Source organism: uncultured Methylophaga sp., from assembly GCF_947259025.1.
Taxonomy (GTDB): domain Bacteria; phylum Pseudomonadota; class Gammaproteobacteria; order Nitrosococcales; family Methylophagaceae; genus Methylophaga.
Map to the genome: position 1 here is coordinate 30,485 of NZ_CAMYKO010000001.1, position 23,442 is coordinate 53,926.

General features: G+C 51.7%; 18 protein-coding genes. 9 read left to right on the forward strand and 9 right to left on the reverse strand.

What is annotated here, in order from left to right:
- Positions 1-105 precede the first annotated feature (105 nt).
- The 6 genes from Q0X64_RS00160 to Q0X64_RS00185 all read left to right on the forward strand — a co-directional run bounded on the left by Q0X64_RS00160 (position 106) and on the right by Q0X64_RS00185 (position 8,408).
- On the forward strand, positions 106-2,364 hold the full coding sequence (locus Q0X64_RS00160; RefSeq protein WP_297807395.1) for a lipopolysaccharide kinase InaA family protein: 2,259 nt from the start codon (positions 106-108) through the stop codon (positions 2,362-2,364).
- A gap of 97 nt (positions 2,365-2,461) precedes the next feature.
- Entirely contained in the window at positions 2,462-2,953 is a 492-nt protein-coding gene (locus Q0X64_RS00165) for a hypothetical protein (RefSeq protein ID WP_297807398.1), read from the forward strand.
- Positions 2,954-2,976: 23 nt separating this feature from the next.
- Positions 2,977-3,957 carry an FAD-dependent oxidoreductase gene (locus tag Q0X64_RS00170; RefSeq protein ID WP_297807400.1) on the forward strand — a complete coding sequence of 327 codons (981 nt, stop codon included), beginning with the start codon at positions 2,977-2,979 and terminating at the stop codon, positions 3,955-3,957.
- Position 3,958: 1 nt separating this feature from the next.
- Positions 3,959-4,573 (forward strand): DNA oxidative demethylase AlkB, encoded by a 615-nt coding sequence (gene alkB, locus Q0X64_RS00175; protein WP_297807402.1) that lies wholly within the window; start codon positions 3,959-3,961, stop codon positions 4,571-4,573.
- 153 nt (positions 4,574-4,726) lie between these two features.
- Entirely contained in the window at positions 4,727-5,872 is a 1,146-nt protein-coding gene (locus tag Q0X64_RS00180; RefSeq protein ID WP_297807404.1) for an HD domain-containing phosphohydrolase, read from the forward strand.
- Entirely contained in the window at positions 5,865-8,408 is a 2,544-nt protein-coding gene (locus Q0X64_RS00185; RefSeq protein WP_297807406.1) for a hybrid sensor histidine kinase/response regulator, read from the forward strand. The genes Q0X64_RS00180 and Q0X64_RS00185 overlap by 8 nt, the downstream gene beginning before the upstream one ends.
- Here Q0X64_RS00185 and Q0X64_RS00190 read toward each other — a convergent pair.
- From Q0X64_RS00190 to Q0X64_RS00210, 5 genes are all read right to left on the reverse strand, one after another.
- Positions 8,398-9,294 (reverse strand): crotonase/enoyl-CoA hydratase family protein, encoded by an 897-nt coding sequence (locus Q0X64_RS00190; protein WP_297807408.1) that lies wholly within the window; start codon positions 9,292-9,294, stop codon positions 8,398-8,400. The genes Q0X64_RS00185 and Q0X64_RS00190 overlap by 11 nt on opposite strands.
- Before the next feature lie 243 nt (positions 9,295-9,537).
- Complete coding sequence (locus Q0X64_RS00195) at positions 9,538-10,515, reverse strand: histone deacetylase (protein WP_366517461.1); 978 nt, start codon at positions 10,513-10,515, stop codon at positions 9,538-9,540.
- A gap of 19 nt (positions 10,516-10,534) precedes the next feature.
- Positions 10,535-12,865, reverse strand: a complete 2,331-nt coding sequence (locus Q0X64_RS00200) for an EAL domain-containing protein (protein ID WP_297807412.1) — start codon at positions 12,863-12,865, stop codon at positions 10,535-10,537.
- Positions 12,866-12,955: 90 nt separating this feature from the next.
- Complete coding sequence (locus Q0X64_RS00205; protein ID WP_297807415.1) at positions 12,956-16,474, reverse strand: EAL domain-containing protein; 3,519 nt, start codon at positions 16,472-16,474, stop codon at positions 12,956-12,958.
- Positions 16,475-16,543: 69 nt separating this feature from the next.
- Positions 16,544-17,488, reverse strand: coding sequence for a 2-thiouracil desulfurase family protein (locus Q0X64_RS00210; RefSeq protein WP_297807868.1), 945 nt, complete (start codon positions 17,486-17,488; stop codon positions 16,544-16,546).
- Between the two features lie 167 nt (positions 17,489-17,655).
- Here Q0X64_RS00210 and Q0X64_RS00215 point away from each other — a divergent pair, with 167 nt between their 5' ends.
- Both Q0X64_RS00215 and hemH read left to right on the forward strand, forming a co-directional pair.
- Complete coding sequence (locus tag Q0X64_RS00215; RefSeq protein WP_297807419.1) at positions 17,656-18,552, forward strand: TIGR01777 family oxidoreductase; 897 nt, start codon at positions 17,656-17,658, stop codon at positions 18,550-18,552.
- 16 nt (positions 18,553-18,568) lie between these two features.
- Complete coding sequence (gene hemH, locus Q0X64_RS00220; RefSeq protein ID WP_297807421.1) at positions 18,569-19,576, forward strand: ferrochelatase; 1,008 nt, start codon at positions 18,569-18,571, stop codon at positions 19,574-19,576.
- 3 nt (positions 19,577-19,579) lie between these two features.
- Here the strand turns inward: hemH and Q0X64_RS00225 are convergent, their stop codons facing one another.
- The 3 genes from Q0X64_RS00225 to flgA form a co-directional block, all read right to left on the reverse strand.
- Positions 19,580-20,068 (reverse strand): flagella synthesis protein FlgN, encoded by a 489-nt coding sequence (locus Q0X64_RS00225; protein WP_297807424.1) that lies wholly within the window; start codon positions 20,066-20,068, stop codon positions 19,580-19,582.
- Between the two features lie 18 nt (positions 20,069-20,086).
- Positions 20,087-20,383 carry a flagellar biosynthesis anti-sigma factor FlgM gene (flgM, locus tag Q0X64_RS00230; RefSeq protein WP_297807426.1) on the reverse strand — a complete coding sequence of 99 codons (297 nt, stop codon included), beginning with the start codon at positions 20,381-20,383 and terminating at the stop codon, positions 20,087-20,089.
- 89 nt (positions 20,384-20,472) lie between these two features.
- Complete coding sequence (flgA, locus tag Q0X64_RS00235) at positions 20,473-21,168, reverse strand: flagellar basal body P-ring formation chaperone FlgA (RefSeq protein WP_297807428.1); 696 nt, start codon at positions 21,166-21,168, stop codon at positions 20,473-20,475.
- 140 nt (positions 21,169-21,308) lie between these two features.
- Here flgA and Q0X64_RS00240 point away from each other — a divergent pair, with 140 nt between their 5' ends.
- Positions 21,309-22,229, forward strand: a complete 921-nt coding sequence (locus tag Q0X64_RS00240) for a chemotaxis protein CheV (RefSeq protein ID WP_297807430.1) — start codon at positions 21,309-21,311, stop codon at positions 22,227-22,229.
- Between the two features lie 49 nt (positions 22,230-22,278).
- Here the strand turns inward: Q0X64_RS00240 and Q0X64_RS00245 are convergent, their stop codons facing one another.
- The gene (locus tag Q0X64_RS00245; protein ID WP_297807433.1) at positions 22,279-23,406 is read right to left on the reverse strand and encodes a DUF4340 domain-containing protein; all 1,128 of its coding nucleotides are present in this window, start codon (positions 23,404-23,406) and stop codon (positions 22,279-22,281) included.
- Between the last annotated feature and the right edge of the window lie 36 nt (positions 23,407-23,442).

Consider the following 23,442-nt stretch of genomic DNA (forward strand, 5'->3'; position numbering starts at 1 on the left):
TTGTGCTTTGATGCCCGAAGATTCAAAATAACGCCATTTGAATGCGACTTATTGAAAGCCATCTCCAGCCGCACTAACAGCCTGTCCCCAGAGAACACAAGCGCTATGAGCACACAGCCACCGATTGATAAATCCCAAAAAAATGTCCCTGCCGTGATGAACAGCAGGCTATTACTGAGTGCGCTGAAACAGGTGTTTAAAGGCGGGCTGCGTTTCCCGGGCGGGCATATACCGCCGGCTTTGCACGAAGTCGCTGCAGACTTTACCGGTGTCGGCGTGGCGGCCTCGGCAGACCCGGCCGTTGATGATTTTATTCTGCAACAGCTCAAATCACTGGGTGTCCGCAATGTGCGCCTGGACTTCAGTTACGGCGATGAAAACGGCCCGGCTGCCCGCCTGCTGGAAAAGTTACTGAACACTGACCTGCAAGTGCTGCTGCACCTGGTTCAGCCCTTTGAAGCAGCCTTCACCATGACAGAGACTGAGGCGCAACAAACCTGGCGTGAGTTCGTCAGCGAAGTCTGCGACCGCTTCGGCAGCCAGTTACACGCGATTGAAGTCGGCTCCACCATCAACCGCCGCCGCTGGGCCGGTTACAATACCGAGGGTTTTTTTGCCGCCTGGGATATTGCCCATCAGGAAATCAAATCCCGACACATCACCCTGGCCGGTCCCAATATCTCGGACTTTGAGCCTTTTTATACCTTCTCGGTGCTGGCGCAGATGAAGGATGACGCCATGCTGCCCGACGTCCATACCAACAACCTGTTCTGTGAGCGGGTCACGGAACCCGAGCGTTATGACCACCGCATTATCGGCTTCCAGTGGGCGACCCGGCTCAAGGTGAACCTGGTTAAAAAAGCGCGGCTGATACAGCGGATTGGGCACAGAAACGGTGTCGATAAAATGATTTCCCCGGCTGCTTTCTGGACCTTGCCACGCATTGAAAGGCTGCTGGCGGAAAAAGAACAGAAACAGGCAGACTACCTGACACGTTACATGGTTTTATTAGCCGCATCCGGCGCACTGAAACAGGCTTTCTGGGGCCCTTTGCTGTGCTGGCGTGAAGGCCTGATTGATGATGGCAGTGGGCGTTACCCCGAGCTTGAGCGTATCACCCATTACCAGAGCGTTCTGGGCCAATTGCCGGACTTCCGACTGCGTCCCGGCTTTGATGCGCTCAAACAGTTCAATAGTCTGATTCCCGGTAGTCACTACCTGGGGCCACTGTCCACCAGCAACAATGTGGAAGTGCATGCTTTCCGTAATCAGACCCAGCTTATCCACGTGGCCTGGACTATTAATGGTAAGGCCTGTTCGCTGGATGCACTATACGAATCGCGGGACTGGCAGCGGGCCAGCTTCTTCAGCCGCGATGGCGAGCAGGCAGACGAGACGCCCTGCTTTATTACTGAAAGTCCCACTTACCTTGCCTGGCCGGCAACCCATGCGGTAGCCGTTAAAGACTGGGCGCAAAGCGGGCCACTGGAATCAATCTTCGCCCACCGCCGTCATGGCCGCTATTATCCTATCCGACAAAATGGCTGGCAGGGCGTGGTCATTGCTGATAATGCCAAACAGGCTGAGCAAATCATCAGCCAGATGCGCCCCGATAACCTGCCTCAGGCCAGCGAGGGCAACACGCTTCGCAAAGCCCGAAACCTGATCTGGACCGTGCCCGGCCCAGGTGGCTTTGAGGTGGTAGCGAAGAAGCCAATAAAAATGCATCCACATAAACGCTTGCTGGACAGACTCAAGCCCAGTAAGGCCCGGCGCAGCTGGATTGCCGCTGCAGAGCTGTCACGCCGAGGCATTGCAACCGCCCAACCACTGGCCTATTTCGAAAAACAGGGTGGTTCGATGTTGGACAATTTATTTGTCTGTGAAAAAGTCGATCACGACTTCTCAGCCCGTGACATGCTGATCGCTTTTCATGACGGGGCCAGTGAGTTTCAGGGTATCGCCAGTGAAGAGGCCTATCGTCAGCTCGCTGCCTTCCTGCTGCGCATGCATGAACATGGCGTGTTTTTCCGTGATCTGGCCGGCGGCAATATTTTGATCAAAAAGCAAGCTGATCAGCAGCTCACCTTCACTCTGATAGATATCAACCGGGCGCGTTTTTACAACCGCAGCACCCCGCTCAAACAGCGACTGTCGGATCTGACGCGGATCTGTCACAAACTGCACTGGCCGGGCCGAGAGTTTCTGGTTGAGCATTATCTGCAGAGCATGCTCAAGCCCAAAACCTTCACGGCGCGGCGACGCCTGCCTTTTTACCTTTATGACTTTAAAGTTAATTTCAAACGCCGTTATGGTCGTAAAGCGATTCAACGCTGGTGGCAGGCAATCAGGCAAAAGCACTGATCCTGTTAACGCAGTAATTCAGTTTCAGCGGCTGTCAATTTGATTAGAGCCCGCGCTGCTGCATATTGGCGCATGAATCTTGTTAATGGAGTTTGCCATGACTCAGCACCCACTTCGACTGATGCTTCTTATTGCCCTGATTCTGCCGCTGCTTTATGCCTGTGCTTCTCGCTCTCAGAGCAGCTACTATGCCAGTGAAGTCGGGCAAACCATGGCAATTGAAGATGTGCGGGTCATTTCTTCCCGCCTGGTGAAAATTGAAGGTCTGGACGAGTCCGGTCGTCCTGGCTGGGGTACGGCGGTGGGGGCCACCGTGGCCGGTGCCACGGCCTATGGTATTACCGAAAGCGACAACCCGGCGGGGGTCGCCATTACTATCATTGCCCTGGTTGGGGGTGCCATTGCCGGCCAGTTCCTGGATGAGAAGATCAAATCGTCATTGGGCGTGGAATATATTCTGCGTCAGCAAGACGGCGATAAAATTGCTGTCGTTCAGGCCGTCAACAGTGACAAAGAGCGCCTGGCTCCCGGCACCTATGCATCGCTGATTCGTGGCAACCGCGGTTATGTCAGAGTGGTGCCACAGTAAATGTCAGTCCGTACGATATTCCTATGACAACCGTAGCCATTATTGGTGCCGGTATGGCAGGGCTGACGCTGGCCCGTCATCTTAGCACAGACCATAAGATTACCCTGTTTGAAAAATCATCCCGTCCCGGTGGTCGTGTTGCCAGTCGAGACGGGACCGGCGTGGTATTTGATCATGGTGCCCAATTCTTCACTGCCCGCTCACCGCAGTTTCAGGATTTCCTCACAACATTGATTGAAGCCGGCGTTGTCGCTGACTGGCATGCCGATTTTGTAGAGATGGAGGCCGGCCATATCACTGCCCGGCGGCGCTGGACCGAGGAGTTTCCTCATTATGTGGGTGTCCCCAATATGGCGGCTATTGGCGACCACCTGGCGCAGGGGCTGGATATCCGCTATCAGACCCGGATCAACGAACTCAGCAGGCAGAATCAATCCTGGCTGTTAACCGACGACGATGACAGACAATATGGGCCCTTCGACCGGGTGATTGTTTCCCTGCCTTCAGTGCAAACGGCTCAGTTGATGCCTGCTGAATTCTGTCACCATGACGTCATCAGCCAGATCCCGATGAAACCCTGCTATGCGCTGATGCTCGGCCTCAAACAAGATCCGCGGCTGCCGTTCCAGGCGGCGTTGGTCAAACAGGCTGATATCAGCTGGGTTTCAGTTAACAGCAGTAAGCCACAGCGTGATGGCTTTGCCTTACTGGCCCATTCGACCAACAAATGGGCCGGCCAGCATCTGGATTCTGATCTTGAAAAGGTCAAACAGATGATGATTGACAATGTGATGGCGGTGACCGGTATCAGCCCGGATTTGATTGCATCTGCCGATATCAAGCGCTGGCACTATGCCAATCTGCCCAAACAGGCACCGCCCGGCTTTTATGATGATCCCAGCCTGAAGCTCGCTGCCTGTGGTGACTGGTGTATCAAGGGGCGGGTTGAAGCGGCCTTTACCAGCGCGAGGCTGCTGGCTGAACAGTTAAATAACGGCCACTGAGATGTCCAGACAAAACATCGGCCCCGACAGCGTGATTTTACGAGGCTTTGTTGCCAGTCAGGCAACAGCGCTGCTGGATCTGATTGAAACGGTGACCCGGCAGTCCCCCCTGAGACAAATGACAACCCCGGGTGGCTTCAAAATGAAAGCACAGTTGAGTAACTGCGGCCAGCGGGGCTGGGTCACTGACGCAAAAGGTTATCGTTACCAAGCGACTGATCCCCTGACCGAACAGCCCTGGCCGCCCATGCCGGACCTGATCTCAGCACTGGCTCGCGATGCCGCCGGTGAGACGGGCTTTGCCGACTTCAGCCCCGATGTCTGCCTGATTAACTGTTATCAGCCGGGTGCCGGCATGGGGCTGCATCAGGACAAAGATGAACGCGACTTCAATCAACCTATCGTATCCATTTCACTGGGCGTGCCGGCCATCTTTCTGTTCGGTGGTCTTAGACGCAAAGACAAACCTGATGCCTACCTGCTTGAGCATGGCGATGTCGTGGTCTGGGGCGGGGAAGATCGGCTGCGCTTTCATGGCATCCGTCCACTAAAACTGGCTCATCACCCGGATACCGGCCAAAAACGCTTTAACCTCACTTTGCGACAAGCAGATTGAGACCCAGTTACTAGACGAAATAATATTCACTAGCGATAATAGCTGTAATCGCTTATTTCCCCCGGAACACAGGGAATTTTAACCGCCGGGCTTTGTAGTGGCATTATTGCAGGATGCACGGTCAGACACGCCACGATACTGAGGTACGTAATCTTGACTGGCGAAAAAAATAAACAGCAGGGCCAGCAACCATATATTTCTGCCAGGAGGCAAAGTATTCTGAACAGAAAAAAGAATGTACTGATCATTGATGATCAAACTACCGGCCGTGCGATCCTTCAAAAGGTCATCGAGCAAATCGCTGACAACCTGCAAGTCACTGCCTTTGGCAGCCCGACTGAAGCCCTCGACTGGATAAGCAATAACGACCCGGACCTTATCATCACTGACTACCGGATGCCGGAAATGGATGGCATCGCGTTTATCCGCAGTGTTCGCCAACAGGCACACTGTGAAAACGTGCCGATCATGATGATCACCGTGGTCAGTGAAAAAGCAGTTCGCTACGAAGCACTGGAAGCCGGCGCTACCGCGTTTCTGACCCGCCCCATCGATCAGATAGAATGCCGAACCAGTTGCCGCAACCTGCTGAAAATGCAGGAACAAAACCTGATTATTCAGGATCGGGCCGAGTGGCTGGCCAGACAGGTCGATGTCGCCACCGAACAGATCATCCAGCGTGAAAAAGAGACTATCCTGCGGCTGGCCCGGGCCGGTGAATACCGTGATGAAGGCACGGGTAATCATGTCCTGCGGATGGCAAAATACTCACGCCAGATTGCTGAAGCCATGGGCACGTTCAGTGAACAGGACTGTGAAGATCTGGAATATGCCGCGCCGATGCATGATATCGGCAAGATAGGCATCCCCGACGGTATTCTGCTCAAACCCGGCAAGCTCAATGGTTACGAGTGGGAAATTATGCAATCCCATACCACGATTGGACACGCCATTCTCTCTGACAGCCAGTCACGCTACATGCAGATCGGGGCCATCATTGCCCTCAATCACCATGAACGTTTTGACGGTAAAGGCTATCCGAATGGACTGGCCGGTGACGATATTCCCCTGATTGCCCGTGTCGTTGCCGTCGCCGACGTGTTTGATGCTTTGGTGTCAGCCCGCCCTTATAAAGAGGCCTGGGACACGGATGAGGCCATCGCTTACATACAGCAGCAATCGGGCACGCATCTGGATCCACAATGTGTCGATGCATTTATGCAACGACTGGATGCGATACGACAGATTCAGCAAGATTACAGCGATACGCCGGCATCAGAGACTGAGCCAAATGTCTGAAACCCGCGAGACGGAACAAACAAAAAAGACATCACGCCTCTTACCTGAAACAGGTGACAGTGAACCTGAACAGGCAATCAAAGTCCGCCTGGGCATTGGACTGGCCATACTGCTCTATTTCTGTGTGCCATGGGGAGCAGATGAACAGTTTCTGACAACCCTGCTCTCCACCCCCAGCCTGGTTACCATGGTCTACTACGCGGGTGCCATTGCTATTGCCATTGCTATTTATCTCAGACCAAGACCTTCACCTGTCAGGCGTGTCGCCGGTATCTGGCTGGATCTGACATCGCTCTCCATTCTGATGATTTACTCCGGTGATGAGAGTGTTTTTCTATTTGTCATTTATTTGTGGGTTATTCTCGGCAACGGCTTTCGTTTTGGCAGTCATTACCTTTACATATCACTGGCCATCGGTATCCTTGGCTTCACTACCGCACTGAGCACAGGCGATTACTGGCAGGATATTCAACACAAGCCAATCGGCTACAGTCTGCTTTTGTTATTGCTACTCATCCCGCTCTACTCCGCGTTCCTGATCAACAAACTCCACGCAGCCATCCGCTCAGCAAAACTTGCCAATGAGGCCAAAAGCCGCTTTCTGGCGAATATGTCACATGAGTTGCGTACGCCCTTGAATGGCGTCATTGGTATTGCTGACTTGCTGGGTGAGACCTCGATGAGCCGTCAACAGCATGAATTCGTCAGCATTATGCGTAGTTCGGCCAATACACTGCTGGGGCTGATCGAAAACGTCCTCGATATCTCAAAAATTGAGGCTGGTAAAATCAACATCGCCAGAGAACCCTTCGATTTACACAGTCTTACCAACAACATCACTCAGTTACAGTCAACGATGGGCACGGCTAAAGGCTTGAGAGTCACGCAATGCATCGACTCCAGAATCGACTTCCACTTACTGGGTGACCCGCAGCACCTGAGGCAGGTACTGATCAACCTGATGGGGAATGCGATAAAGTTTACAAATACAGGCAGCGTCAAGCTGCTCATTCAGCAACTTGATGCTGATAAAATGGCGAATAAAGTGAGAATCCGCTTTGAAATTCAGGATACCGGCATTGGTATTTCAGAGGATAATATTGAAACAATTTTTGAAGATTTCACTCAAGCGAACAACAGCGGCGCCGTTAAATATCAGGGGACGGGACTCGGCACCACTATTTCAAAACAACTCGTTGAACTCATGGGAGGAGAGATAGGCGTAGAAAGCGAATTGGGCTCAGGTACCACATTCTGGTTCGAGCTCGCTTTTGACACCGACTCTAGTCACGCATTGCAACTAACTGACCAAAAAGTACTCCTGTTAACCAGTGAACAATCAGCCCATGAGCTGCGACAAAACCTTGACAGCTGGCATGTTCAACACCAGACAGTCACTTCCTCAGCACAGGCCATGGCTGCGCTAATGAATGCTGACAGTCATAACCAACCCTTTGATACGCTGATTGTTGAACAAAACAGTATGTCGGGCATCACCCCTGTGCAATACGCTCAGATGCTCTCCCAGGAACAACAACTTGAACAGCTATCGCTCATCCTGATTCATCCCGAAGACGATTTGTTAACGGATGATGCGCTTAACCTCTATTACCTGTCATCAATTCGGGATTTAGCCGATAAACGCACGTTGTTCAATGCACTGCATGCTTCAGAAGCCTCACATCAATCATCCAGCAATGTGGTCAGCCTGAACGATTTCTATCACTCACAAGCAACCAGTAAAAAAGCCCTCACTATTCTGGTAGCCGAGGACAATCATGTTAACCAGCGGGTACTGGAAGGCATGCTTGGCAAGTTGGGCCATCATGTTTTACTCGCTGATAATGGTGAAATCGCGATGGATATCATCAGCGACAGACACGATGATATTGATTTGATGATACTGGATATGAATATGCCGGAGTACTCGGGCGCCGAGATCCTCAAGGCAATGCGTTTTATCGACTCATCCAGAAAAATTCCCTCTATTATGCTGACGGCTGATGCCACGCCCGAGGCAGAACAACGTAGCAAAGAGGCCGGTGCCGATTTGTTTTTGACCAAACCCATAGACTCAAAAAAACTGCTCGCCCACATTGCAGTTATCTCGAATCAGCTTGCTGAACTGCAGCCAGATGTTACGGAAACGGCAACACAGGATGAGTCAAAAGAAGCGCTTATCAATCACCGCCATCTGCAGGATCTTGAGGCGCTGGGTGGTGGTGCTCATTTCATGGCAGATTTGGTTGAGGGGTTTTCCATGGACGGCAGAAAACATCTGACAATCATCAATCGGTCATGGTCAGATGACTACTATCAGTACCGCGAAAGCCTGCACGCCCTGAAAGGTACTTCAACCGAGTTGGGGGCACAGCGCTTATCTTCGCTGTGCCGAGAAGCAGAGCAACTGAAGCCTGATCAAATCAACTCTGACGAGATGCAGGGCCTGGTACAGGAAATCAACCAAGTGTTTGAAGACACGCTCTCGGGACTCAAGAGCGCGCTTCAAACCGAGGCCCATCAAACTAGCCAGTAACAGCTTCAGTGTGTTGTGTTCTCTGCGACTGTCTCTGCACCAGCCTTTGCATCATGCGCAAATCTTTGGGTCTTAACTTCAAAGCTGATTCGACCCAGATCTTGGTGATATTCAATAGCTCATCGTAACTCACCGGGTTACATAGATCGCGCACTCTGCGCAGGGCCTGATGACTGTTCTGATTTTTGGAAGCTTTGTTGATGTAGCGATAGACAGCAAGTTCACCGTCTCCGGCTTCAGCCAGTTCATCAACCACGCCCATCTCAAACAATTCTTCCGCGCTGTAAAGCTTGCCCGACAAAATCATCTGTTCCGCTCTCGCAGCGCCAATTTTTCTGGAGAGCAACGAGTACGCCCCCATCCCGGGGAATAAGTTAAACAACACCTCCGGCAGACCTAACTTAGTGCCCTTCTCTGCAATCAGCACGTTGCTGGACAAAGCTGCCTCAAAACCGCCACCCAGTGCATCGCCTTTCACCAGGGCAATGGTCGTCAGATCAGTATTGAGGTGAATCATGTTCGCATACAGCACATCAATACAACTGACGGCATACCGTAGCAGGCCATCCGCATCCTGTTCGGCAATAAGTTTAGAAAACAACTCCAGGTCACCGCCCAGATTGAAAACACCATCAATATCTGATGCCAGCACCAGATAGTCATATTTTTCGCCCTGGCTTGCCAGCATTTCCTGTCTGACACTGGAAAAGTAAGAGGAAATACTGCTCAGCAGTGTTGGGGTGAAGCACGGCCGCGGCGTTCCTTTCATTGAAAACCAGCCAGCTTTGTACTTGGCATCATAAAAAGTCTTCAGTTGTTCATATTCAGACGTGCTTGCTGTCTGCACATCTGACACATTTTGTTTCAATTGGGCAGTGGCGTTCATTGCGTTCTCCTTGAACCTATTGTCTTGACCTTGAAGCCAGCTGGAAACTGTATTCTCGGCGTGTACAACAGATTATTTGCAGAAGCTGTGCCACCCCGACACTACGCCTTTATAGAAACCTGCCGACAAGGAATAAAATCAATAAATATCAATAACTTAAAAACAAGCGTAGTTTATTGAGATTAGCAGGGACAAACGCTGAAAAATGTGATCGAAACGATCTGTCAGAAAATTGACTTTTACTTATTGCTGTGTCAATGCCTCAAGATGACTGACTGCAGCCCGGGCATTGCCCTGAATGTTATATCCACCTTCAAGCACCGAAACCAGACGCCCATCACAAAACTCATCCGCCAGTTGCATGACCCAGCGCGTCAGTTGCGCAAAGCCCTGATCAGTGATGGCAAAACAGCCCAGTAAATCATCCACGCGGCTATCAAACCCGGCAGAGACCAGGATTAGATCTGGTTTGAATTTGGTCAGTGCGGGTCGCAGGTGTTGCTCAAAGGCGGCCAGAATGGCTTTATCGTCCGTACCACAACCAAGGTGCACATTAATATTGAAGCCCTCACCATCCCCCTCACCGGTTCGGGATGGGCTGCCGGTGCCGGGATAGGCATACTGATCATGGGTGGAGAAAAACAGCACCGAGGGGTCACTGTAAAAAGCCCACTCTGTGCCATTGCCATGGTGATAGTCCCAGTCAATGATCAGCACTTTTTCCGCTTCATATTTTTGCTGAGCATAGCGGGCGGCAATCGCAATGTGGTTGAAATAGCAGAAACCTTCTTCACGGCCGGTGTTCAGCGCGTGGTGGCCCGGTGGCCGGGACGCACAAAAAGCATTTCTGACTTTCCCCTGCATGACGGCATCAACGGCAGCAAGACATGCAGCGGTAGCTGGCAGGACATTATTGTATGTCTCAGCGTCTGATTTTATCGCGTCAATATGTTGCTTACTGTGGATCTGCAACAGCCAGGGTTCTACCTGTTCAGTAGCCAGTGGTTCCATTTTTTCCAGCACAGGCTGCTCGGGCATGGCCATAACAGCCTTTTTTAGTGTCCGGTATCGTGCTGGCGACTCAGGGTGAGCCGGAGAGATTTGATGCTGACTGAAACGATCATCAAGCAGGACAGCAGTGTGACTTTTTTGTCCCGCATTAGCATATCGGTTGAATGCAACCGACCCTAATATGACTGATATAAAATCACGTCGATTCATTTCGTTTGCCTATCTGTTTTCAGGCTAGTTTCGAAGTATTCATCCAACTGACACTGTCGGGGTGAAGAATAAAATCAATCGGCATGGGTTTGCCAAGGTAGTAACCCTGGCCATAGTCGACGCCGATCGACTTTAGTTTTGCCCAGATGTCTTCACTCTCAACAAATTCTGCAATGGTTTCCAGCCCCATTACATGACCGATATCGTTAATTGATTTAACCATCTCGAGGTCAATAGGATCACTCATCATATCCCGCACGAACATGCCATCGATTTTGATGCTTTGCACAGGCAGGTTTTTGAGATAGCCAAATGATGATAAACCACTGCCAAAATCATCGAGCGAGAACTGACAACCTATTTCTGACAAGGCTTTGATAAAAGCGTTGGCATTACGCATATTACCGATGGCTGCCGTTTCTGTAATTTCAAACTTTATCAACGAAGCACTGAAACCAGCTGTGGCGAGCTTGCTGGTAATATAAGCCAGCATATCAGTATGCCCCAATGAGGCACCCGACAGATTAATCGCCATTGTTTTGAGAAAAGGTAACGTTTGTATATGCGTTTCCAACCAATCAAACACATTGTCGATAACCCATTTATCGATCTTATCTGACAAGTTATAACGCTCGGCCGAAGGAAGAAATGCGCCCGGCGGATACTGCTCTCCCTGTCTTCCCCGCAGACGAACCAGAACCTCAAAAGCATCCAACTGGTTAGATCCGGTGTGGATAATTGGCTGAACTTCCAGTTCCAGTCGCTCTTCCAGCAAAGCTTCTCTTATCTCATTGACCCACTTGAACTCACCTTCCTGTTCTGCGAGACGCGAATCCTGGTGCTCGTAAAGATAGACACGGTTTCTGCCTGCATTCTTAGCTGCATAGCACGCAGTATCTGCTTGTTTGAGTACTTCTGTGCGGTTGGCCGAGCGGCGATCAATCACCGTAACGCCAATACTCACGCCAATGGTAAAGACCTGTGAATCCCAGATAAACTGAAACGCCTCAATCAATTCTCTGAATTTATCAGCGATCTGCTGAGCCTGTTGAGACTGGCAATCAGGAATCAAAATAGCAAACTCATCTCCTCCCAGCCTGGCCAGAGTGTCAGTTTTTCTGGTAGAGCCACTCAGTAACTTACCAAGTTGACGTAACAATTCATCGCCAGCGATATGGCCACAGGTATCGTTGATAATTTTAAATTGGTCCAAATCCAGAAAGCACAGTGCATGTTCCGATTCATGGCGCTTAGCATCGGCCACCATCTCCGTGAGTCTGTTCTCAAACTCAACCCTGTTAATCAGACCAGTCAAGTCATCATGCGTCGCCTGATAGGACAGCCTTTCAGCGAGCTGTTTTGAATTGGTGATGTCTTCATAAATAACAACGTAATGAGTCACCTTGCCGCTATCCTGGACCGCGGCCAGATAGACTTTTATCCAGTGGTGCGTTTGATCCTTTCTGAGGTTACGGATTTCACCACTCCACTCACCGCGTCTGGCGAGTGTCGACCAAATCTGTTTTAACTTTCTGCGCGGAAAAGTAGTGGACATGTAACTGTCCAGCTTTTTTCCTAGTACTTCATCTGAGCTGTAACCCGAGACCTGCTCACACTTTTTGTTCGTATACTCGATATAACCATCAGCATCCGTGATCAAAATAGGGTTGGGACTCGATTCCACCGCACGTGAGAGTTTCAGCATATGCCCCTGACTGGACTTGAGCTTTTTGTTTGCCTCTAGCAGCGCTTGTGTTCGCTCCTTAACCAATTGATCACGCTGTCTGGCTTCATGGTTAAGCTTATCCAGCAGACTCTGATTCCTTCGCTGTAACAACAACCCCTGAACCACATTCACGTTGGCTTTTTTTGCCAGTGACATCATCATCAGGTAATAGGCGACAAAGGCAAAAGTCAGGAAATAGAGCAGACTCTGGGCTTGCGTAGACTGCATCTGGTAAAAGGACATTGAAGTCAGTAAAACCAACTGGGGAACGGTATAGGCAAGATAAGCAGGGAACCATGCTGATAGAACAGGCACGGCTGCTGCCACTACCGTACAAATTAGAATATAAAAGAGCGTATTGATTTGTATCTCATTAATGAGCACATAAAAAATACTAGAACTTCCCCAGGCCAGACCAATCAAGAAGGTCACGAACACGTAGGCATGAATCCACTTCAGCGGTTCAATTGTTCTATTCTTTGAATGAAATTTGAACCGAAACAGTAACAGCAGACGTGAAAATGCCAATACACTGATTACAATACTCCAAACCATCAGCAAATGACCCTGACTGTGGTCATGGAATAAGTAAGACATCAACACCGCAACACCAATAACGGTCACGTTGGAAGACAGTGCTTGCTGATAGAGTAACAGTGCCTGCTGTTTTAATATCTGTGGATCATCCCTGTTCATGGCTCAGTGTCCGTCAACTTAATCTTTGAGAATATCATCAATCGGCATCGGTTTGCCGATAGCGTAGCCCTGCACATAATCCACACCTACTTCGCGCAGGCGCTCCAGAATAGCGTTATTCTCGACAAACTCGGCGATGGTTTTAAGTCCCATGACATGGCCGATTTCATTAATTGATTTCACCATTTCAAAATCCAGCCGGTCACTGAGCATGTCCTTGACGAACATACCATCAATTTTCAGCGCATCCACCGGTAACTTTTTCAGGTAGGCAAAGGAAGACAGGCCGCTGCCAAAGTCATCCAAAGCGAAGCGGATGCCATACCCCAGCAAAGTTTCTATGAACTGGGTGGCCGCTCTCAGGTTGGCGATGGCGGCGGTTTCGGTGATTTCAAACTTGATTTTCTCGGCCGGGACCGAGCCCTGTTCCAGCGTTTCGATAATAAAGCGCAACATAGACTCATCACTGAGCGTCAGTCCCGACAGGTTGATTGAAATCGACGCGACACGGTTCAAATCAGCGGCGTTTCGAGTCAGCCAGTCCAGGGTATGGCTGACCACCCAACGGTCGATACGGGTGATCGAGTTATAGCGTTCTGCCGCCGGCAGGAAGGCACCGGGGGGAGATATCTCGCCATCTTTTCGCAGCATCCTGATCAGCACTTCATAACTCATGCCCTGATCCGGCGACTGCAGTGGCATAATCGGCTGCGCGTAGAGCAGAAAGCGGTCATCATCCAGCGCTTCACTGATTTCAGTGCTCCATTGTATTTCACCGCGTCGCTGTTGCAGACGCAGACTGTCCTCACGATGCACTTCAACCCGGTTACGGCCGGCATCCTTGGCGGAGTAACAGGCAGTGTCCACATAACGTAATGCTTCGTTGGCGTCACGCGTGTGCTGGTCAATGATGGCCAGGCCTATGCTGGCACCGATGGTAAACGTATAGTCCTGCCAGTGAAAACGAAAATCCTGCAGCAAGGTCAGAATTTGCTGGCAGGCTTGATGAGCCTGGTCAATGCCGCAATGCTCCATCAGAATGCCAAATTCATCACCGCCCAGGCGCGCAATGGTGTCACGCGAGCGCACATTACCCTGCAGCAGGCTGCCAATTTGTCTCAGCAATTCATCACCGGCAATATGGCCACAGGTATCGTTGATCAACTTGAACTGATCCAGGTCCATAAAACACAGCGCATGTTCAGTCAGGTTGTGTCTGGCGGCGACAATCACCCGGTTCAGACGTTGATCAAATTCATAGCGGTTAATCAGCCCGGTTAACTGATCATGGGTGGCCTGATAAGACGTTTCCTCGCTGAGTCGCCTCGCTTCGGTGATATCCACCTGGGTAGCAACAAAGTGTGTGACCTCACCCGTTTCATCCATCATCGGCGCGATCAGCTCCTGCGCCCAGTACAAGTCACCATTTTTCTTGCGGTTCTGCAACTCGCCCTGCCACTCCTGCCCTGCCAGCATCAGGCGCCAGATTTCCTCATAAATACCGGGCGCGTTGATGCCCGAATTAATCAGGTCAGGCCACTGTCCCAGCTCTTCATCGTTACTAAAGCCCGTGATGGCGGTAAATTTGGGATTCACATATTCCACCTGACCATTTTTATCCATGATCAGCACGGCGTTAGGGCTGTGCTCAACAGCCAGTGACAGCTTTTCCAGCTTCTGTTGAGACACCTTGAACTCGGTAATATCGCGGGCAATACCTTCGACACCGACGACCTCCCCGGCATCGTTATAGCTGGGCATTTCTGTCACTGCCAGGGTATGCAGCTTGCCGGATTTATTGAAGATATCCAGTTCGTAGTTACTTTTGCTTCCTGCCAGCGTTGAGGCTGTGTATGACGCCACATCACGGTTTCTGTCGTTGTCAGGCATAAACCGCGAATAATGAGTCATAAATTCTGCCTGACTATAGCCGAGCATCGGCGTTATTGAGGGGCTGATATAGTGGAATATGCCCTCTTTGTCATGGCTGTAAAGGAAATATTCATCCTGAATATTCTCCACCAGCCGCCGGTATTTTTCCTCACTGACGGCGAGCAACTCACTGCGACTATTGAGTTCGCGAGTTTTATCCGCCACCTCCTCTTCAACCAGACTGACACGGCCGCTCATCGCCAGCAGCCAGGTCAGCATCAGTGACACTGACAGCAATGTCAGCACGGCAACCCAATAAAACAACCAACTGGCATAGCTACGAACAAATAATTCAGAGGGCTGATAATCAATACGCCAGCGCTGTTCCGCCAGACTGATAATGCGGGAAGCCTGCAATGGCGTCTGCCAGCCTGATGCTTCACCAGCTTTATTGATGCCATCATGAATCAGTCTGCCTTCATTCAGGTTGGTCACCGTGAAATCCACCCAGCTCTGCGGCAGCCGCTGATTCAAATCAGCAAACAGGGTGACATAATTGACCGTCTGCATCAGCCAGCCCAGAGGCTGACCATCAGGACTATCCAGGCGCTGAAACAGACTGTAATCCCCTTCGTTACCACCCAGTAAAGTCGCCAATCGTTCACTGTTGAGCAACAGGCGCTTGCGTTGAGGCAGCATCTGACACATCGCTTTGCCCAATAGAGGACACAGGTCCCGACCCTGGTGAGCGGTGATCGATTCGCTGGGCTCAAAATGACTGAGATATTGAACGGTCAGCGCTGGCGTGGTGTCCTGAGCTCGAAAATGCAGCCAGGCCAGATAACTGATGTCATGAGTATGTGAAGAATAATCCTGCACGAACTGCTGGAATTCGCGGCCAGAGACCTGTTCACTGTGATTGAAATAAGCCTGCAGGGATTGCAGCAGCGACTGGTGGTAGTTGATTTCATTTTCTACCAGGGTCTGAACCACCTTGATACTGGATTCAAAGCGGGTTTTATTGAGTGCCGCATCGCGGTCACGGGCTACGATCACCACCACCAGCACCGCTATCAGCAGACACACCACAGGCAAGCAGACACTGAAGATCCTCGGCTGCCAGTCTCTGCGTGGCTGAGCAAACCCGCTCAGCATCAGCGGCGTCACGATTCCCACACCCACCGCACTACTCAGCCACCATTGCAAAATCAGATGCAGCAGTTGAGATAAAGTTTGACTCTCTGGCAGCCACTGCGCCAGTGCCAGCAAACAGGCAGGGACAAGGGGCGCAATCAAAGCCGCCTGTATCAGAAAACGGATGATCTGTTTTTCACGCAGCAGCGCATCCGGCCAAAGCCGCTTGCGGCGCAATAGGGTTCTGGCAATCAGCGCCAGTAAGCTTACCCAGACACCGGACAGCAGCCCGGCTACCCACCAGGATATACCGGCATCGGCATGGTGCTGGCTGATGCCCAATATCACCGCGCCGATAATCAGGCCGGGTAATAAGGCATATCGCCAGAGCAGCACCGCAGCCACCGCAATACCCGCTGGCAGCCAGAACGGTGAGGCACCGTGCGGTGGCAAAGTCAGCAGGCTGGCAAGCTCTCCGCTCACCAGCAGACTCAATGCCATCAGGCCATTGTTGACAATAGTTTTATTCACTCAAGCATCAGTCCCTGATCATGCTGATGCTCCAGTGTAAATCAGAATGGCCTGTGATGGGGAGTCAGACTAGATGGCATTGCGCAGGCTGAGGTCATCAGGATACGGCTGAAGATAGGCCTGTCGGTTAATGTAGGGATCAGGGTGGTTATTGAAATGGTGTTTGAGCAGGGTCATCGGAACGATAAGCGGCACTTGAGCCGTTCGGTATTGCTCAATGATGCCTTTCAGCTCCGCTTTTTCATGGCTGCTGATTTTCTTTTTCAGATAGCCCTGCAGGTGCATCAATACGTTGGTGTGGGTCTTACGCGATGCCAGGCTGCGCAGTGTTTCCATCAACGCGGCAAAGTAGCGCTCGCCCAGTTCCTCCGGATCATGGTTGCCGGCATCGGCCAGCATCCGCCCCAACTCTCCATATTTATCCGGCGAGTGTGCCATCAGGCAATATTTATAACGCGAGTGAAAATCAATGATACGGTTGGCAGTCAGCCCTTCCCTCCTCAGCGCCTGCCAGTTGGCATAAGCAAACACCCGGGTAATAAAGTTTTCCCGTAGCATGGGGTCACAGAGACGGCCGGATTCTTCTACCGGCAGCAGCGGGTGGGCATCGATAAAAGCCCGGGCATAGAGCCCACGTCCCGGTGTCTGAGCGGGATAACCATTTTCCTGATAAACCTTGACTCGAAACACGCCGCAGCTGGGCGAGTTTTTCATGAAGATATAACCTGACAAGTCATCATGCTCATCTGCTTTTTGCTGAGCAAAGGCTGTCAGGGCGTCGGTATATTCCAGGCTTTCATCGTGGACCGCTACGGCACGGGGCTTGTCCACATCACCCACCAGCCGGATAGGTTTGCGTGGCACGCCCATGCCAATGCCCATTTCCGGGCATTCGGGAACAAAGTCGAAATAGCGGGACAGGCTTTCTGTGGCCAGACGCAAGTGCTTGTGACTGCCGTCATAACGCACAGACTCACCCAACAGGCAACTGCTGATGCCGACCTTGATTTTCATGTCTTCTGTCACTGTTGCCTCACCTGCTTAGCCATGGTTGCTCTAATCGCGAATGTAATGGGCCTGAGTGCAAAATCCTGTGAAAGCCTGACACTATCTTATCACCGTGCAAACTTTAGCTGAGAAGCGATGTTCTATAATTCAGACAATCAATAAATGGATGACTTATGAATTATCTGATTACCGGCGGTACCGGGCTTATCGGCACCCGCCTCTGCCAAAAACTGCAGGCGGCCGGACATACCGTGATTGTGCTCAGCCGCAGCCGTGACAAAGTCCACCGCCGCTGTGGCCTTTCTGCCGTGGCGATTACCAGCCTTGATGAAATCGGCCACCATGAGCAGGTCGATGTCATTATCAACCTGGCCGGTGCGCCCATTGCAGATGCACGCTGGAGCGAGCGTCGCAAGCAGATCCTGGAACAAAGCCGCATCGGCATCACCGAGCAACTGGTCAGCTGGATCGCCAAGCGCGACAAAAAACCCCTGACGCTGATCAGCGGTTCGGCCGTGGGCTGGTATGGCGATCAGCAGGACAAGCTGATCAACGAGCAAAGCAGTTTCAACGATGAATATGCTCACCAGTTGTGTGAGCGCTGGGAACAGGCCGCGCTTAAAGCCAAAGACCTCGGTGTGCGGGTCTGCATTGTCCGCACCGGGCTGGTACTTGCGCCAGATGACGGCTTTTTGCAGCGACTGTTGCTGCCATTCAAACTGGGCCTGGGCGGCCCGGTCTCTGATGGTCAGCAGTATATGCCCTGGATCCATCTGGAAGATATTGCCAACCTGTTTATTTTCCTCAGCAAACAACCGCAGGCAGAGGGCGTCTTTAACGGCACTGCGCCAATGCCGGTCAATAATGCTGAGTTCAGCCGCACACTCGCACAAAAACTTCACAGACCCGCTTTTATGATGGTGCCCGCTTGTGTGTTGAAGCTGGCTCTGGGTGAAATGTCGCAACTGCTCTTAGGGGGGCAACGTGCCCAGCCGGAAAAAGCCCGGGCAGCCGGATTCCAGTTTGAATATACTGATCTGAAATCCGCTTTGGATAACGTTTTGCAATAAATAATCACGGAGACACATGACAAAACGCGCAGTGTTACTGGCCAACCTTGGCTCGCCCGATGCGCCCGAAACCCGGGCCGTTCGCCGTTACCTCAATCAGTTTTTAATGGATCGCTATGTGATTCAATTGCCGTGGCTGCTGCGACGGCTGATCGTCAGCCTGTTTGTACTGCCCACCCGGCCCAAAGCCTCGGCCGAGGCTTATCAGAGCGTATGGCTGGATGACGGGTCGCCGCTGATCGTTTTGTCTGATCAGCTCAAACAGGCGGTTCAGAAAAAAGTCGATCTGCCATTGGAAATGGCGATGCGTTACGGCAACCCCAGCATTGAAAAGCAATTGCTCAAACTGTGCCAAGACCCTGATATCAGCGAAATCCTGTTTGTAACGCTCTATCCGCATTTTGCCGACTCTACGGTCACCACCGCTGTGGCCGAAGCCGAGCGCGTGATCGCCAAGCATCAGCTTGATATCAAACTGACTATCATCGAACCGTTTTACGAACACCCGGGCTATATCAATGCCCTGGTCGAGAGCACTCAGCCCTATCTTGAGCAGGATTATGACCACATTCTGTTCAGTTACCACGGCCTGCCGGAAACACATATCACCAAACTGGATAAAAGCGGTAGCCACTGCCTGCAACGGTCAGATTGCTGTCAGGTACCGCACCCTGCTCACAAAACCTGCTATCGCCATCAGGTGATGCGCACCACCCAGCTTTTCGCTGAGCAGGCAGGCCTGCCGGCAGAGCGTTATTCGGTGGCTTTTCAATCCAGGCTGGGGCGGGCCAAGTGGCTCGGCCCCAGTACTGAAGACAGGCTCAAAGAACTGGCCGCACAAGGCGTTAAGAAAGTGCTGGTGTTATGTCCGGCTTTTGTTACCGACTGTCTGGAAACATTGGAAGAAATTGCGATCCAGGGCGAAGAAGTGTTCAAAGAGGCGGGCGGGGAAAAACTGCAGTTAATTCCCTGCATGAACGACCACCCGGTGTGGGTGGACTTGTTGGCTGACTGGTGCCGCTGAGGCTCAGACCCGACCTATCAACGGTTGCCTGACCACTTGACTGGTATATTCACCGCCGGGGCCATAGGCACTGCTTTCCGGATCGCGGCCCCTTAAAATGCTCAGAGCTCTTACCAGGTGCTGACGGTTGACGTTAAGAATGCCGCCGTTTATCTGATTATTGTCGCGGCAATCTTTTGCCGCCTGACGCAGTTGCGTGACCAGCGCCGTGACCGGCTCAGCTTGTTCTGGAGGATGGTTGGCAATAAATGCCTGCAAACCGGATTTGCCGCCGGGAAATCCTGCCGCTTTCAGTAGTTGTTCGCGTTGACGGCCCAGTTGTTCAAGTTGCACCAGGTGCGGCTGTTTTTCGCGGGTCAGATGGTTGACCTGTTCAAGGTTGGCGGCTTTCAGCGCTTCGCGCTCCTGTTGCAGCAGTTGCGCCAGTTTGACGCTGTGATTGAGCTCGGCTTGCAGGATAGAACTCACTTGTTGCAGCGCATTCATCGACATGATGGGGTGTCCTTTGGTTTACAGGTCTCCCTCAAAATCAATCATTTTTCGTGCCAGTTCCTGGCTATCAATGCTGTAAGAGCCATCCTCAATCGCATTTTTGATAGCTTCGACTTTGGCGCTATCCACTTCCGGCACCTCAGCCAGCGTCTGTTCGAGCTGGGCTAGAGCATCACTCAAACTGACTTTATCTGTTTGTGCGCTTGCCTGTGAAACGTCTGTCGACTGCGAGGTACGCCCACCCCGCTCGCTGACGTTACGCGAGGAACCGACATCCGGTTGCAGAGTCGGTTTGATGTTATTGATTTCAGCCATTTATGCTGTCTCCGAATACATTTATGTTTCAGTTATCGGTCGCCCCGGATAAAACTTGAGCCTTTTCCACGATTGTCTGAATTTTGACGCTACATGGTCACTTTCACAATGCCCGGGGCCTGAACGATGCCTTCCACCACACGCTCTGACGAACTGTTTTTCACTTTGACCCTGTCACCGATGCTGGCATCATCCAGCGCGGTACCGTTCATCCGCACCTCCATTGAGCCAGCAGCAGCCACCAGTACAATCTGTTCTCCGCGACGGACTATTTTTTCCAGCTTCAGGCTGCGGCCGGGTACCACCCGACCCACCGCCAGCGGATACTTGAGTTGCTGGCCTACCACCTGCTGAGGTGAACTGATGTATCCTTGTCTCAAATCGGCAATATCCATCGCCTGCAGCCTGACATCCTGGCGGGTGAGGTTGCGATTGGCGGCCAGTGGTCTGGCAGCCACCACCACCTGCTTCATCACCTTGACCCTGACCGGCACATACACCGTCCACTCGCTGGGATGCTGGCATTTCACACCGATAGTACGGTTGCCGACGCTATTTGCCGAGGAGTTGGAAAAGGTATGCAAAGGCTGCTCACATTGATTGAGACGCAAGCGTTTATCCAAGGGTTCCACCACCACCTGTGGCTGACTGTAGCTGGCCTGCGCATCGTTCAAGGCATGCTCATAAGCTGCTTGTTCAATGCCCGGCAGTGGCTGCAATGACTCTGCCTGCAGTGGTGTCAGAAAAACGACAGTGAAACTCAGTATAATTTTTAACAAACGCATGATGGCTGACCTCGGAAAAGCGCATCCAGTGGATTCAGCAATTCATCTGCAAAGACCATGCCTGTATTTGATGATAGCGGACTGGCTCAAGACTTTGCCGCTAAGGCCGATAGCGTTATAACAGCTTCTCGGGAGTTTTTATGGACAGTCTGATTGATGGTATCGACCAGCGTACCAACCTGGCCGGTAACAACCGCCTGGAATTACTATTATTTCGTCTCGGTGGCAGCCAGCTCTACGGGATTAATGTATTCAAAGTTCGCGAAGCCATTCCCTGCCCCTCTCTGACCAAAATACCCGGTGGCCATCGCTTCAGCAGAGGTGTCGCCTCGATCCGTGGACAGACTGTCAATATTGTGGACTTGTCACAAAGCATTGGCCGCGCCGCGGTCAATGAGCCCAACAACAACTTTGTCATTCTGACCGAGTATAACCGCTCGGTGCAGGGCTTTCTGGTCAGTGCCGTGGACCGCATCATCAATATCAGTTGGTCAGATGTATTGCCGCCCCCGGCAGCCTCGGGCAGCGATAACTACATGACGGCGATTACCCGGGTTGATGAGCAACTGGTGCAGATTATTGATGTGGAGCAGGTTCTGGCCGAGGTCATGGGCAGCAATACGGCAGTATCGGCCGATATTGCCGAACAGGCTTCGGAGCAGAACAGCGAACAACGCAAAAGGGTGCTGGTCGCCGAAGATTCCAGTGTCGCCCGTAACCAAATCAAACGTACATTGGAGCAAATAGGCGTCGACACCACCATCGCTAAAAATGGCCGTGAAGCTTTACAGATCCTGCAGAACTGGGCAGCTGAAGGGCTCAAAGTCGCAGACCATGTCTCGCTGTTGATATCTGATATTGAAATGCCGGAAATGGATGGTTACACACTGACCTCGGAAATCAGAAAGGACCCGGCACTGAGAGATCTGCAGGTCTTACTGCATACCTCGATGAGCGGCACGTTCAATCAGGCGCTGGTAAAAAAAGTCGGGGCCGACAAGTTTCTGCCCAAGTTCTCGGCCGATGAACTGGCAGCCGAAGTGCAAAAACTCATCGCCTGATCAAAAAAGGCTCCCGCAGGAGCCTTTTTCTTGTCTGAGCCAATTCCAATCAGCGTGGGCCGAAACCGGTCATATCCGGCGGCATCGGTATCGCATTGTTGCGTTCGGTAACGATATCCGCTTTGGCACGCATCAGGTTAGTACCGACAAAGCCACTGACGCGGTAGACCCAGGGTGACAGCTTCTTGTTGAGCTTGGCGACTTCTTCACGCACCGCATCGGCTTTTTTGGTGACATCCAATTCCTGAATGTCACTGGGCGCCGGCTCAATCGCCTTGGCATTAAAGTCGGCGCTGAGCGTGGTGTAGTAAAAACCATCGATGAAAGAGGTTTTGGTGGTGACCTCCAGCCCATCAAAAGTAATGAAGGTTGCGGTCACCACATCGGCATCGCCACGTGAGAATTCATCCACCGGTTTCACGTCTTCCATACGCATCTGATGCAGCGAACCGGCAATGTCATAACCCAGTTGCGGGTATTTGAAAACGGTTTTCTCACCAGCTTCAGGCGTGCCGAACTGGTCTTTCTTGCCGATGTTTTCGATGACTGCGGTATCGCCGTTGGGCTGGCTAATCTCAACCCGGGCAATGCGCTCACGCGCCAGATTGATAATTTCACCCTGGATCCAGTTGAGCATCACCGGATTGATCTGTAAGTAACCCTCTGCCAGCCAGCTTTGCTGTTCACCGTCACGGCGCACATAAAACTGTCTGGGGCCCGCCTGCATGGTCACTTCACGCTGCTCGCCCAGGATCAGACCGGCGACCTGCTCGTCACCGTTTTTCATGCTGATTTTCACTGATTCACCACCCTCGGTGTCGGGGGCTGCGCCCTCAACGCCCAGCAGGGGAAACTCGTCAGGATTATCGGTTTTACGCTCCAGCAATTCTGCTTCGGCAATATCGATCAGCGTGCGTTTGACCTCGTCAAAATTGGCGGGATAGTTGTAATGCTCACGAATAAACCAGTCTTCGCCTTCACGGTAGAGCGTGAACTCATCCTCGGCACTGGTGAAATGCACATTATCAACGTCACCGAGCTGTTCAAACAGATCCGGGAACAGCAGACCATAGCTATCCTGACTGTCCTCCGCCCGATAGATGGTCACCAGCATCAGCACCACCATCAGTGCAGTGAGGATAAACAGGATAGTCAGACTATTGAGTTTTTTTGTCATCGTTTTCAACCTAGTTTGTCTTATCGACTGAGTTTG